Origin of the sequence: Edaphobacter acidisoli (assembly GCF_014642855.1) — a bacterium.
GTDB lineage: Bacteria > Acidobacteriota > Terriglobia > Terriglobales > Acidobacteriaceae > Edaphobacter > Edaphobacter acidisoli.
Window position 1 is genome coordinate 2,378,992 of record NZ_BMJB01000001.1, and the last position, 14,021, is coordinate 2,393,012.

9 protein-coding genes are annotated in these 14,021 nt (G+C 56.2%); 7 read left to right on the forward strand and 2 right to left on the reverse strand.

Annotation, left to right across the window (positions count from 1 at the left end):
* Positions 1-101: 101 nt before the first annotated feature.
* The 6 genes from IEX36_RS09525 to ahcY all read left to right on the forward strand — a co-directional run bounded on the left by IEX36_RS09525 (position 102) and on the right by ahcY (position 11,222).
* Positions 102-3,782: a TonB-dependent receptor gene (locus tag IEX36_RS09525; RefSeq protein WP_229668841.1), complete on the forward strand. Its 3,681-nt coding sequence runs from the start codon at positions 102-104 to the stop codon at positions 3,780-3,782.
* Positions 3,783-4,010: 228 nt separating this feature from the next.
* Positions 4,011-5,183 (forward strand): methionine adenosyltransferase, encoded by a 1,173-nt coding sequence (metK, locus tag IEX36_RS09530; protein ID WP_188759100.1) that lies wholly within the window; start codon positions 4,011-4,013, stop codon positions 5,181-5,183.
* A 174-nt stretch (positions 5,184-5,357) separates the two neighbouring features.
* Entirely contained in the window at positions 5,358-6,476 is a 1,119-nt protein-coding gene (gene ada / locus IEX36_RS09535) for a bifunctional DNA-binding transcriptional regulator/O6-methylguanine-DNA methyltransferase Ada (RefSeq protein WP_188759101.1), read from the forward strand.
* Between the two features lie 90 nt (positions 6,477-6,566).
* Entirely contained in the window at positions 6,567-8,393 is a 1,827-nt protein-coding gene (locus tag IEX36_RS09540; RefSeq protein ID WP_188759102.1) for a hypothetical protein, read from the forward strand.
* 9 nt (positions 8,394-8,402) lie between these two features.
* The gene (locus tag IEX36_RS09545; RefSeq protein WP_188759103.1) at positions 8,403-9,707 is read left to right on the forward strand and encodes an MFS transporter; all 1,305 of its coding nucleotides are present in this window, start codon (positions 8,403-8,405) and stop codon (positions 9,705-9,707) included.
* Between the two features lie 84 nt (positions 9,708-9,791).
* Entirely contained in the window at positions 9,792-11,222 is a 1,431-nt protein-coding gene (ahcY, locus tag IEX36_RS09550; protein ID WP_188759104.1) for an adenosylhomocysteinase, read from the forward strand.
* A 117-nt stretch (positions 11,223-11,339) separates the two neighbouring features.
* On the opposite strand, the gene IEX36_RS09555 is transcribed toward ahcY, so the two are convergent.
* Together IEX36_RS09555 and IEX36_RS09560 are read right to left on the reverse strand one after the other, a co-directional pair.
* Positions 11,340-11,693, reverse strand: coding sequence for a hypothetical protein (locus IEX36_RS09555; RefSeq protein ID WP_188759105.1), 354 nt, complete (start codon positions 11,691-11,693; stop codon positions 11,340-11,342).
* A gap of 217 nt (positions 11,694-11,910) precedes the next feature.
* Positions 11,911-12,594, reverse strand: a complete 684-nt coding sequence (locus IEX36_RS09560) for a DUF4397 domain-containing protein (protein WP_229668842.1) — start codon at positions 12,592-12,594, stop codon at positions 11,911-11,913.
* A 139-nt stretch (positions 12,595-12,733) separates the two neighbouring features.
* Between IEX36_RS09560 and IEX36_RS09565 the strand changes: the two genes are divergently transcribed.
* Positions 12,734-13,948, forward strand: coding sequence for an LssY C-terminal domain-containing protein (locus IEX36_RS09565; RefSeq protein WP_188759107.1), 1,215 nt, complete (start codon positions 12,734-12,736; stop codon positions 13,946-13,948).
* The last annotated feature ends 73 nt before the right edge of the window (positions 13,949-14,021 follow it).

Below are 14,021 nucleotides of genomic sequence, written 5' to 3' on the forward strand. Positions count from 1 at the left end.
TCGGCTATAGGGAACGGAAGATTCAGCAGAGGGCAATCAGAGGAAAGCTTCAGGAGGCAGTTGAGATGAACAGATTAAGACGCTACTTACGGAATGCGGCCATGATTGTAGCGATAACCGGAATCGGTTGTATTGGTTCCCGGGCGCAGGATACGACGACCGGCAGCATTAGCGGAACAATTACCGATGCGACAGGGGCGGCAGTGAAGGGTGCTACAGTCGGGATGACGAACACGGACCGCGGGGCCACGATCCGCACCGTTATGACCAATTCCACAGGCTACTTTACAGCCACTTCGCTTCCCTTGGGCACGTATACGGTTCACATCTCCGATTCGGGGTTCAAGCCGGTGAATGTGACTGGCATTGTGCTGCACGTGAACGACGCACTTACAGTCAACCGGGTGCTGGTGGCTGGCGATGTGAACGAGACGGTGACGGTGAGCGCTGAAGAGGCCCGGGTTAATCTGCAGGATGCAACCTCAGCCGGTCTGATCAACAGCACACAATTGAACGAAATGCCGCTCGTGACGCGGAACTATGAAACGCTAATGAATCTTCAGCCGGGCGTGGCCTACGGCGGCAGCACAGACGACTTGACCCGTGGACCTTCAGGTCTGAGCGGCGCTTCGAGTGTGGTGAATTTCTCGGTAAACGGCGGACGTAATACCTCGAACAATTGGACCATAGATGGCGCCGATAATGTCGATCGCGGCGCAAACCTGACGCTCTATACCTATCCCAGCCCGGACGCAATTGCAGAGTTCAAGACTCTGCGCGGACAATACAGCGCTCAATTCGGCCGCAATGCTTCAGGGCAGATCGATGTCGTCACAAAATCCGGAACGAATTCAGTCCACGGCAGCGCGTATGAATACCTTCGCAACGATGCGTTCGATGCCAACGGCTATGCTAACGATTATCTGGGCTTCCCGAAGACTCCCTATCGCTACAACATCTTTGGGTTTTCGCTGGGTGGGCCGGTTTTTGTTCCGAAGGTCTATAACGGCAAGGACAAGACATTCTTCTTTATCTCCGAGGAGTGGCAGAGGATTATTCAGTACGCTTCGGGCGTGCAGGCCCTTGTGCCTCAGGCATCGGAGCGCGCAGGCGATTTCTCCCAGTCAGGCCAGAAGATTAATGGGGCCTGGACGACTGGTCCGGTGACGGTCTGCACCGCATATACGACCAACTCCGCAAACCAAACGAACACCTGTACGGCAACGGGAACGCAGGTGACGAACCTCTCTCCGATAGCGCAGTCCTATATGAAGGATGTGTACAGCAGAGTCCCTGTGCCGGATGAGTCCTATGACATCGCGCACAACTCCGACCCGCACTCGATCTTCTCGAGTTTCAAGAACCAGTTTAATAATCTGGACTCAGTTATCCGCATTGACCAGCAGTTTGGGCAGAAGCTGACCGTGTTTTATCGCTATCTGCACGATACCTTCCCCGAGGTGTTGTCTCAGGGGCAATTCACCACAGTGCCGATTCCAGGTGCGAATACGGCAACGGTCGTCAATCCTGGAACACAACAACTGGGACATGGCACATACATCATCAATCCGACCATGGTGGTAAACGCAGGCTATGCGTATTCCAATGGCAATATCGTAAGTACGCCGGCCGGCTTCCTCGGTTCGGCTCAATCTCCCGACATCAAGCCGACGCTGCCTTATGCCAACACGGTTGGCCTGGTGCCCACGATTGGTGTGAGCGGAATGACCACGTTGAATGGTTCGGTCGCTTATACCGATCACGGAACAAACCACCAGGTCTTCGGCGATATCACGAAGACCCTGCACACCAACACCATCATCGCGGGTTTCTCTTATAACCACTATCAGAAGCTCGAAAACAATACGACCGGAACGCAGGGCTCGTTTAGCTTCGCCAATGATTCACAGTATGCCTGCCCAGCCTCTGGCCCGACGCCGGGATGCGTTCCCACAAACAGCAACTCAGGCGCGGCGGAGGCACAAGGATTTGCAAACTTGCTGACAGGAAATGCGAACGGCGGCTTCAGCCAGCTTTCGAAGGACCCTGTCACTGACATCAAAGAATCTCTGTACGAGGCGTTTTTGCAGGACAACTGGAAGGCTACGCCTCGGCTGACGCTGAATCTTGGAGTGCGCTATGCGTACTATGGACAGCCTTGGGATGCGAACGGCCTGCTGAGCAACTTCGATCCGTCGAAGTACAGCGCAGCGGGAGCGCCCACAATCTCAGCCAATGGGCTGATCTGCTTCACAGCGCCGTGCAATCAGACGGGCAGCAATGCGGGGCAGCCTACGACACCGAATGGCAGCGCCGACTATGCGGGGATCAACTACATCAATGGCATGATCTTCAATGGGCCGAGTTCGGCGAACAACAATCAGGCTTCTCCGTATGGCAACAAGGTGGGCGCCGCGCAGAAGACGAACTTCGCTCCACGCTTTGGCTTTGCGCTTGATGTGTTCGGCGATGGCAAGACTGCACTTCGCGGCGGCTATGGCTGGGGCTTCGACGATGCCGAAGTCAGCTATTACGAGACAACCGTGTTCGGCAATCCGCCTTCTGTTGCCACCTACTCTGTTGGCCAGACTTCTTTCGACAGCCCGGCGGGCGGCGCATTGACCGGGCTTTCGTCGACTCCCGGGCGCATTCAAGCCATTCCTGTTGATTACAAGACCCCCTACGTGCAGCAGTACTCGCTGGACATTCAGCAACAGATCACGCCAACAATGATGATGGATGTGGGCTACTTTGGCGATCATGGCACACATCTGTTGGGGGCACTCAACATGAACCAGCCTGCACCAGGCGCGTGGGTAGGCAAGGTGCAGCCTTCGAACTCTGGAAGCGCCTGCATTGACCCGGACACCGGTCAGCAATCGTTCCTGAACTCCACCTGCGATCGTGTGTTGAACCAGATCAAGCCATATATAGGATATTTTGCAATTGATGCGCTTCGCACTATCTTCAGCTCGAATTACAACTCGCTCCAGGTGAAAGTGACAAAACGCTTTAGCGGAAAGAGCTACATCGATGCAAACTACACCTGGTCCCGCGACCTGACCAATGCTCAGGCCGATTACTCTGGCTTTATCCAAAACATTTTCAACATCAATGCAGATTATGGCCGTGCCGCAGTTGATCGTACCAACATCCTAAACTTCGATGGCGTATGGGAATTGCCGTGGTATCGCAGCCAGCATGGCCTGAAGGGAAGATTGATTGGCGGATGGGAGGTCTCAGGTATCTACGCGATCAACTCGGGACTTCCGCTGACGGTATCGTCCAGTTCGGCTTACTCGCCTTCCTACAACCTACCCAGCGGTGTGACCAGTGTTTACAACGGGCGCACCAATACGGGCTACATCACAGACAACGCGGGCTTGAGCGCACTCGGAAATACAAATGCCGGCCTTCGCCCAGACCAGATTGGCGATCCTAACAGTGGGCACGGTGTGCAAATTCACAACAAGGGCTATAACCAGTTGTGGTTTTATACCGGTGCGTTTGCGGCTCCATCACCGAGTAGCTCCGTTCCTGGAACGGCGCGGCGCGGCACGATCAATGGCCCTGGTTTCAACCGAGTTGACCTCGGCATCTATCGCAACTTCCGCATCTGGGAGCGGCTAAACTTCCAATTCCGGGCAGAAGCCTTCAATGCAGTGAACCATACGAATGTGCAGTCAGTAACCACCTCGGTCGGCTCTTCTTCGACTTTTGGCGAAGTTACGGGCTACCGCGATGCGCGCATCGTACAGTTCGCCGGAAAATTTACCTTCTAGCCTTCAATTGATGTTAATGCTGCCCTTTACGGCGTTTGCCTGATGGCAAGCGCCGATTCTTTTGTCTCCCTGTTACGCCACTCAATGCTGAATATTGCCGTTCAATGCAGCGACTAGCGAGTCGATGTGTGGCTTGGCGCGAGCGGCAGGAGGTGGGTAAAATAGAAAGGTTGGACACTGTTCGGACTTCCTGTGCGGGCAGACACCTACTTCCCCAAGGAGTTTGTTTTGGCGACACGCGACCGTTTTTTGTTCACCAGTGAATCCGTTACCGAAGGCCATCCCGACAAGATTGCCGACCAGATTTCAGACGCAATTCTTGATGCCTGCCTTGCGCAGGATCCCTACAGCCGTGTGGCTTGCGAAACGCTGACTTGCACTGGCCTAGTGGTTGTAGCAGGCGAGATTACGACAAAGGCTTATGTGGACGTTCAGGGGCTGGTGCGCGGCACAGTAGCAGCGATTGGCTACGACAACGCTTCGTATGGCTTCGACTCGAACACCTGCTCTGTGATCTCTACGATCAACAAGCAGTCGGGCGACATTGCGATGGGCGTTGACACGGGCGGCGCGGGCGACCAAGGCATGATGTTCGGCTATGCCACTAACGAGACGCCTGAGCTGATGCCGACAGCAATCTCCTTGGCGCACAAGCTGGCGCTGAAGCTGAGCGAGGTGCGGAAAAACGGGAAGATGGCGTATCTGCGGCCTGACGGCAAGAGCCAGGTGACAGTGGAATATGACGCCAACCACAAACCAGTGCGCGTGGACGCAGTCGTTATCTCGACCCAGCACGCTGAGACCGTTGGCAATGATGAACTGCGCGCCGACATTCTGAAGAACGTGATCCAGGCTGTGATTCCTGCCAACCTGCTGGACCAGGATACGAAATACCACATCAATCCGACAGGGCGCTTCGTGGTCGGTGGACCGATGGGCGACACCGGCCTGACTGGCCGCAAGATCATTGTTGACACCTACGGCGGCATGGGTCGGCATGGCGGCGGAGCTTTTAGCGGCAAGGACGCGACGAAAGTTGACCGTTCGGCTGCTTACATGGCGCGCTACGTAGCAAAGAACATCGTTGCCGCTGGCTTGGCTGATCGTTGCGAAGTGCAGCTAGCTTACGCAATTGGTGTGGCTGAGCCCGTGAGCGTGCTAGTTGATACCTTCGGCACTGGCAAGGTTGATGAGAAACAGCTCGAGGCGCTGGTGCGGAAGAACTTCTCGCTAACGCCGAAAGGCATCATTGAGACGTTGGACCTGCGCAAGCCAATCTTCAAGGCGACCGCGGCTTATGGTCACTTTGGACGCAGTGGACCGGGCTTCAAGTGGGAAGAGACAGACAAGGCTGATGCCCTGAGGCAGCAGGCTGGGTTGAAGCAGACAGCGAGCGCATAGCAAAACCTGCATTCGAATCATCCAGGAGCAGACCTCATGGTCTGCTCCTGGTCATTTAACGTGCCTCTTCCCGGCTCATCGGCCAGACTGTTCAAACGCTCGATCGCAACCAAATCCTGAAGTTCAAGTGAACAAAGCGGAGTGCGCGCGGCACCCCTGCGGGAGGATACTGATATGGCGATGGCATCCATAGCTGAGACCGCGAAAGCAGCAGAGCCGGACTATTTTTCTGCCGTCGAATGGCAGCAGGTGCTTGAACGCGACCGGAGCGCGGACGGAAGGTTCGTCTATGCAGTGAAGTCGACGGGGATTTATTGCAAGCCAAGCTGCGCAAGCCGCAAGCCGGCGCGGAAGAACGTCGTCCTGTTCCCTTCCCCTGCATTGGCTGAAGAAGCCGGATTCAGATCGTGCCAACGCTGCGAGCCGAAGCGGGCGGGAGCTCGCCCTGACCGGCAGGAACGGGCTGTGCTTGCGGCCGCTGAATATCTGCGCGCCCATGCGGATGAGCGAACGCGGCTGGAAGACCTGGCCAGGAGCATGGGTATCTCCAGGCTCGCGCTGCTGCGCGGATTCAAGCGCGTGCTGGGCGTGAGTCCGGCAGAGTTTGCCAGGCAGCAACGGCTTGGTCGGTTTCGTGAAAAGGTGCGTATGGGGCGAGTGACCGACGCGATTTATGACGCCGGATTTGGTTCGAGCAGCAGGTTGTACGAAAACAGCAGCGAGGTGTTGGGCATGACTCCAAAGAAGATGCGGACTGGCGGTGCGGGACTGGTGATTCGATATAGAACGGCGGCGAGCCCGCTGGGGCGGATGCTGGTCGCCGCGACCGATGCGGGCGTGTGCTCGATTGCATTTGGCAAAGACGATACAGCTCTGGTGGAGGAGTTGCGTGGGCGTTTTCCGAAGGCCGAGCTGGTGCAGGCAAAGGCAGACACAGGCTGGTTTGCAGAGGCGGTCGAGTTTGTGGCCAGTCAGATGAGCGAGCATCCGCGTGCGGCGAAGTTTCCGCTGGATGTGCGGGCCACGGCGTTTCAGCAGCGAGTGTGGAAGGCGCTCAGAGAGATACCGCGTGGAGAGACGCGGAGCTATGGCGAGATCGCGTGCGAGCTGGGGATGCCGAAAGCCGCGCGGGCTGTAGGCTCGGCCATTGGATCGAATCCGTTGGCTGTGCTGGTGCCGTGCCACAGGGCAATTCACAGCGATGGATCAATCGCGGGGTATCGGTGGGGAGTGGAGCGCAAGAAAAAGCTGCTGGCGGTGGAGAGATCGGCAAAGACACAACAGAAACACTGATTGAGAATGCATCGCGCGCATCCAACGTTTCAAGCGGCGATGCTATACTCCGGCAAGATTTCAGCAGATCAGTGAGAGGCCAGGTTGTGGATGCGAGACGCAATTTCCGAAGTTGAGAATATCTTCTTTGTACTACTTTCTATATGCCTTTTTCTTACTGGCACTACGGCAAGCCTTTTGCATGCTCATATCCATCCTGATAATCTTCGGGTCGCGTATGGCATGGAGCACCTAGGGCCGGCACTGCTTGCAGCGTCTTTATTCGTGGCACTTGTTGTTGTCTTGCGCATCTTGTTATCAAGATCCGCCGCCTTTGAAGGTGTCTCCGCTGTATATATATTTGCTGCTCTTGCCGGAGCCTTTTGTTTATATTGGCTGCCCGTCTTCCTCGCCGGCGGCTTCGTGCAAGACGACTGGATGTTGCTCGCGGCAGCCTCGATTCGCAAGATAGTCCTGCTTCACCCGATCTACAGTTGGCATGCGTTGGATTCGATCGACGGAAACTTCCGCCCGCTCAGCACGGTATTGTATTTCGGCTATATGCTGAAGCTTTTCGGACTTCACGCACACGCATTTCTGGCTTGCAACTTCGTCATCAACCTCTTCGGAAGCATGATTACCTTTGTGCTGACCCGCGAATTGGGCTATGGCAAAGTTACAGGAGCGGCAGCCTCCGTTCTCTACATGTCCCGGGGTCTGCTCTTCACGGAAAATGCCTGGGCCTGTGATGTTTGCGATGGGGCAGTCGTTCTGCTGTGTGCTCTTGCCACGCTTGCCATACTACGGGCCTGCAGGAGTACGAGTCGCAAAGCAATCGCATACCATGTTGTTGCCTGGGGGCTGTTCTTTCTCTCGACTCTGACGAAGCAAAGTTCGTTTGTGATGCCGCTGATTATCGCAGCGCTCCTTTTCTTCCACCCAGGACCGGTCCCTGTCGTCAAGATGTCCCATAGAATCCGTAGCGCCGTGATTGCGTTCGTGGTCTATTCGGCGACGGCCGCATTTGTCTTCCTTCACGCCAAGTCGCTGATGCAGTCGCGCACACCTTATCCGATTGAAGCAACGCTGGGCGGAGTCCTTGTACCCTTCAGATTTATTTCCTGGTATTTGCTTGGAACAGGATTCCCCGCTGCATTCAAACTGCTCAATAACCTCATTCTCCTGCTGGGCGTGTCGTTGACCCTGGCCGTGGGCATTCTGGCATGGAAGTGTCCGCGCATATTCGGGCCACGGCCGCGAGACATAGCATTTCTGCTGGTAGCTGCATTTTCATCCATCACCTTATTCTTCTTTCTCCCGTCTCATGTTGCCGCCTACTACGGCGCGCTTTTCTCTTTCTGGCTAAGCATTGCGCTGGCCATTTCCCTTACCAGCTTCGGCCCCGTTAAGCTGGGAAGTCGGCATGCGCGCATAAGTTGTTTCATCTTCTGTCTGTTAGCCGTAAGCGGTTTCCTCGAAATCCGCCTGATGCAGACTGCGCTTTATCCATCTGGTGGCTACATATGGGGCACTTTCGGTGCAGATCTTGATCGGGCCTACTTCACACAATTGAAAGAACACCTCGAAGCCAACTCATACGCCAGTGAAGTAGTGCTTGTCGATGCCGGCGGATATCCTAGTTACTACGTGTCGATGGTCCTTCTACTCGGGCCGAACGTTCGCCAGATATTGGCCTACGATAGTGCCTCCCATGCATATTACGTCAATAACCGCAACGGTCTGCGCCCCGGAGACAGCCGCAGGGACCTGACTGATGCAGATGCCTTTCAATGGACGGTGCCTGCTAATTTTGAGACGGCGTCAGCAGTCTCAACGAACAAAAGCGCGCTTTGCGCTCGCTACGATGGGAGGCTGATCGAATGGTCGACGTCTGGTCCTGATGGCATGAAAGAAAAACAGTCGCGAGTGGATCACTGAGGAAAGTGAATGGGCCTTGATACCGCAAATGCGCGGGCACTGTACAGGAAGATTACCTGGCGGCTGATTCCGTATATGTTTCTGCTGTACATCGTGAACTACCTGGACCGCGTGAATGTGGGGTTCGCGGCCATGGATATTCAGCGCGACCTGCACTTCAGCAATACCGTTTATGGCACCGGCGCGGGCATCTATTTTCTTGGGTCGGCGCTATTCGATCTGCCGAGCAACCTGATGCTGACGCGCGTCGGCGCGCGGCGATGGATGGCGCGGATCATGATCTCGTGGGGCGTGATCTCGACCTGCCTGATGTTTATGAAGTCGGCAGAGTCATTTTATGTGCTGCGATTTCTTCTTGGCGTGAGCGAGGCCGGATTCTTTCCTGGCATGATCGTCTATCTCACCTATTGGTTTCCTACGCAGGAACGAGCGCGCGCAATCTCGCGGTTTATGATTGCGACTTCGCTGGCTGGCGTTGTGGGTGGGCCGCTATCGAGCGCAGTGCTGCGCATGGATGGCTGGCACGGGCTGGCCGGATGGCAATGGCTATTTCTGACCGAAGGCATGCCAACGATTTTGCTTGGCATTTCTGTGCTGTTTTTGCTGCGCGACCATCCGGATGAGGCGCGCTGGCTTACGACGCAAGAGAAGACATGGCTGGATGAAGAATTGAAACGCGACAGCGAGGCTTCGGGTGCGGCGGCGCGTCATCGACTTGGTGATGCGTTCAAATTGCGCGCGTTGTGGGTGCTGGCTGGGGCTTATTTTGTGAGCCAGGTGGGCGTGTATATCGTGAACTTGTGGATGCCGCTGATTCTGACGAGCGTTTCTCATGGTGCGGTGAGCTCCATTCTGATCGACCGCTATTCCACGCTGCCTTATCTTGCGGCAGCGGTGATGACGCTGGTGGTGGGATGGAGCTCGGACAGGCGCGATGAGCGACGATGGCACATTGCCGCGTGTCTGCTCCTGTCGGCAATTGGGTTTGCGTGGGCTGCGGTTGCGCATGGGTTGGTGATTGCATTGTGCGCGATGACGCTTGCAGCCGTGGGCTTGTGGAGCATGATGGGCCCCTTCTGGACGCTGACTACAAGCATGTTGGGTGGTACTGCGGCGGCAGGTGCTGTGGCGATTTTGCAGATCGTCGGCGGAGTGGGTGGGTTTACCGGTCCGTATATGACAGGCAGGCTGCGCGATGCGACGCATAGCTTTACCGGAGGACTGCTCGTGATGAGCGGGATGGCTGTTGTGGCGGCGCTGCTAGCGCTGGCGGTAAGGCGTCCGAAGACGGTTGCTGCAAAGGTAACAAGTTGACCCAAACCCGTGTAAAACAGCCTTCGGCTGGTATTCTAGAAGGGCACGGAATCTATAAAAACCAATGTTTCAGATGAGGTAGTGATGGCTACAGCAACGGTTGATAAAGTGGCGACGGAGTACAAGGTTAAGGACCTTTCGCTGGCGGAGTTTGGACGCAAGGAGATCGACATCGCCGAGCAGGAGATGCCGGGCCTGATGGCGATCCGCAACAAGTACGCGAAGGACAAGCCGCTCAAGGGCGTTCGCGTGACCGGCTCACTTCACATGACAATCCAGACAGCTGTGCTGATTGAGACGATGGTTGCTCTCGGCGCTGATGTGCGCTGGGCGAGCTGCAACATCTTTTCGACGCAGGATCACGCGGCGGCAGCAATCGCTGCGGCGGGCGTGCCCGTGTTTGCGTGGAAGGGCGAAACCCTGGAAGAGTACTGGTGGTGCACCGATCAGGCGCTGCGGCACAAGGGCGGCCTGGGCCCGCAGATCGTCATCGACGATGGCGGCGACGTGACGCTGCTGATTCACAAGGGCGTCGAGCTGGAGCAGGGCGATGGCTGGGTGAATACTCCGTCCGGCAATCAGGAAGAGCAGGTGATTAAGAACCTGCTCAAGAAGATTCATACCGAAGACGCGACGTACTTCACGAAGCTGGCGAAGGAATGGAAGGGCGTCGCCGAAGAGACGACGACTGGCGTTCATCGGCTGTACAAGATGATGGAGCAGGGCAAACTGCTGGTACCGGCCATCAACGTGAACGACTCCGTTACCAAGAGCAAGTTCGACAACCTGTACGGCTGCCGCGAGTCGCTGGTCGATGGCATCAAGCGCGCCACCGACGTGATGGTCGCGGGCAAGATTGCCGTAGTCTGCGGCTACGGCGACGTGGGCAAGGGCTCGGCAGCTTCGCTGCGCGGCATGGGCGCCCGCGTCGTGGTGACCGAGATCGACCCGATCAATGCGCTGCAGGCTGCGATGGAAGGCTATGAGGTCACGACGCTCGAAGAGACGCTGGGACGCGGCGATATCTATGTAACCTGCACGGGCAACGTGGACATCATCACGCTGGAGCACATGCGGCTGATGAAGGACCAGGCGATTGTCTGCAACATTGGCCACTTCGACAACGAGATTCAGATGGATCAGTTGAATGAAGCCAAAGATGCAACGAGGTTGAACATCAAACCGCAGGTGGACAAGTACACGTTCGCTACCGGCAACAGCATCTTTGTGCTAGCCGAAGGCCGGCTGGTCAACTTGGGTTGCGCAACAGGACATCCGAGTTTCGTGATGTCGTCAAGCTTCTCGAACCAAACGCTAGCGGCTCTGGATCTCTGGACGAACAAAGATATATACAAGCCCGGCGTCTACATCCTGCCGAAGAAGCTGGACGAAGAAGTAGCACGGCTGCACTTGGAAAAGATTGGCGTAAAGCTGACGACGCTCTCTCCCAAACAGGCGGAGTATCTGGGTGTTCCTGTAGAAGGGCCGTACAAGTCAGAGCAGTATCGTTACTAGTTTTTGTACGAGGAAAACATAGGCCGCGGAAGAAAACCCTTCCGCGGCTTTTCTGTTGGTGGGTGTTCATAAAATCTCGATTTCGACACCTCATTGGCACACCAAACTACAGAAACACTACTGCTTGCTAGCGTTGTGTTTGTCGCGGTAAATGCGGCGGGATTCCTGGTTCTGCTGCCGGTTGATGGTACGGCGGTCCTGCCTGGTCAGGTGGCCGTTGTCCTGAGCACGCATGTTGTGCTCTTCGTGGTTGATTGCCGACTCCTGTTTCTCAAGATGCGAGGTTTCGCCGGCGGTGAGCTGGCCGCTCTTGACTCCCTGCCCGATGCGGTCCTGCTGGTTCTCTTTGCGCTGATTGATATCGCGGTGGACTGGCGCCGTAGTGGTTGGGGTGCTGGTGGTTGACTGAGCAATGATGGCTACGGGGCCGAGTGTGAGCGAGGCGATGAGGGCGAGTTTAGTGAGATGCATGACGAGGCTCCTTCTTATGCTTTCTCGGCGGCTATTTGGCGCTGCTTGCTGCCGCTTACGGTTCGGATAGACCCAGGTGATTTGCGGGTGTTGCGGTGGCGTGCGGTTTTATATTTCTCGAAGGCGCCGCGACATTTGCGGTTTTTCTGGGTACGCGCACGCTTCAACGCACATGGATGCCTCGGAGGTTACACGCGTATGGGAGTCGAAAGAAGGATCAGGCGGGGTTGTCGTAGTCGTCCGCAGTGATGACCTGGATGCCGGGCATGGAGGCCAGCGGCTGGTCGATGAAGATGAGGGTGCGAGCGGCTGTGCCTGGATACGTCACCTTCGCCCCTGTGTAACTGGCAGCAGCTGTGCTGGCAGGATTTGCCCCTACAGGCAGAACAACCAGCGAGTAAGTCCCCGAGGGAATGTTCTGATAGCCAGTATTCGCGCCAAAGCTGACGTTGGTCAGAAGAGGGTTTACCGTTACAAGCGCATGCCCCGATGGGACGAGGTAAACATCAACCGGGCCGGAGCGCGTTGCTTCATCTAAGAAACGTAGCGAGGTTTCCCCGGCAGGTGCGGGCTGGTTCTGGTCTTTGAGTGTGAGCTGCTGGAGATTGCCAGCAGTATCGCCAATCAGAATGGTGTATTGTCCTGCGGCTGCCAGTGTCGGTTTGACAAAGGAGAGCACCTGGTGAGTTCCGGCAGTCGCAGCCGAGATGGTATACGTACCGGGCACAGTGGGAACGTACGAGGAAATTGCGCCAAAGCCCAGATTGTAGGCAATGCCGTCTGAGTCCTGATAGAGGTCGATGCTCGGGGCATCTGGCGAAGCATCAACGACGCGGACCTGCGCGGTAGATGGATTGCCCACCATCGCCTGGCAGCCCGTCAGTGTCGCGAGAATCGCCATAGCCGCCGCGAGGCGGACTGATGCTTGGACGAGTTGGAAGCGCGTGGGAAGCATATTCACTGTCCGTCAGCACTGCGCGTCTTAACAAGAGCAGCAGAGATTCCTGAATATGATTTTAATGGAACCCGGAGGCAGAGAGATGGCAGCATGTGCAGCAAAAGTTGTACTGGGGATGACGTTGATGGTACCTGGTGTGCTGACGCTGGCTGCGGCGGGACAGTCTGCCTCGACAACATCTTCATCTCCTGCAACGCCACCCGTCGCGTTGCCGGGTGTTCAGGCCATCGTCAGCATGCGAACCATTGCCAGCGCCAACACGGCAAAAGCTGACGCGGCAACCACACATAAAGGCAGCTACGAGTTCACCGTGACGGGCAGCGACTGGCTCGACACAGGTGTGGTGCTCGAAGCCGGCGAGAAAGCAAGCTTTACGACAACGGGAACAATGAACCTGACAAATGGTCAGTCGCTTGGCCCAGATGGCGAAGCACGCGGATGGAAGGACTTGCTGCGGCAGTTTCCGCTAAATAGCGCCAACGCTGGAGCGTTGATTGGCCGGGTAAGCGATGTCAATGCATCGGTTCCCTTTCTGATCGGCGCAAAGAGTGAGGTTACGGTTCCGACGCGAGGCAGGCTATATCTTCGTGCAAACCTGAGCGACGATCTCACCGCTACGGGAAACTACAAGGTCAAGGTAACGTTTGCAGCAGAACCGAAAGCTGCTGCGCAAACAACTACCGCTGCCACCAATGTCAGCAGATTAGTCTCACCGTCAACGTTCGCCAATATTCCCCGACGCGTGTCAGACATGGATGGGCACGAGGGCGACATGGTGAACTACGCCCTAGTGGGAACAGAAGACCAGGTAAAGGCCGCATTTCAGACCGCAGGATGGACATCCGTGGACAAGAGCGTGGGCGATGCTCTGTTACATGGCCTAATGGCAACAATGAGTCATGAGGCTTATACCGAGATGCCGATGAGCACGCTGTACCTGTTTGGCAGGCCGCAGGACCTGTCGTTTGCGCGCGCCGACCCATTGATGGTCGCAGCGGAACGGCACCATCTGCGGGCGTGGAAGACGGACCAGATGATCGACGGGAAGCCGTTGTGGGTAGGTTCCGCCACGCACGACATAGGGTTTGAAAAAGACCAGAGAAACGGCGGTGTCACTCACAAGATCGATCCCGAGATCGACAAAGAACGAGACTTTCTGTTGCAGAGCTTCGACGCTGCAGGCGTGTTTTCAAGCGCGGCTTATGTGACTCCGGATAATCCGCTACAAACGGCGAAGACTGCCACAGGAGGCAGATTTAACTCCGACGGAAGAATTGTCATAATGGAGTTGAAATAAAAGAAATACATCTCGCTCACAAAGCAAAAGCTGGCCATTTGAAAACGGCCAGCTTCTGCTTGTGGCAACTTGC

Excerpts from the sequence above, each read along its gene's own strand:
- IEX36_RS09525 (WP_229668841.1), top strand. The coding sequence starts at position 102 with ATGATTGTAGCGATAACCGGAATCGGTTGTATTGGTTCCCGGGCGCAG.
- ada (WP_188759101.1), top strand. The coding sequence starts at position 5,358 with ATGGCGATGGCATCCATAGCTGAGACCGCGAAAGCAGCAGAGCCGGAC.
- IEX36_RS09540 (WP_188759102.1), top strand. The coding sequence starts at position 6,567 with ATGCGAGACGCAATTTCCGAAGTTGAGAATATCTTCTTTGTACTACTT.
- IEX36_RS09545 (WP_188759103.1), top strand. The coding sequence starts at position 8,403 with ATGGGCCTTGATACCGCAAATGCGCGGGCACTGTACAGGAAGATTACC.
- ahcY (WP_188759104.1), top strand. The coding sequence starts at position 9,792 with ATGGCTACAGCAACGGTTGATAAAGTGGCGACGGAGTACAAGGTTAAG.
- IEX36_RS09555 (WP_188759105.1), bottom strand. The coding sequence starts at position 11,693 with ATGCATCTCACTAAACTCGCCCTCATCGCCTCGCTCACACTCGGCCCC.
- IEX36_RS09560 (WP_229668842.1), bottom strand. The coding sequence starts at position 12,594 with ATGGCGATTCTCGCGACACTGACGGGCTGCCAGGCGATGGTGGGCAAT.
- IEX36_RS09565 (WP_188759107.1), top strand. The coding sequence starts at position 12,734 with ATGGCAGCATGTGCAGCAAAAGTTGTACTGGGGATGACGTTGATGGTA.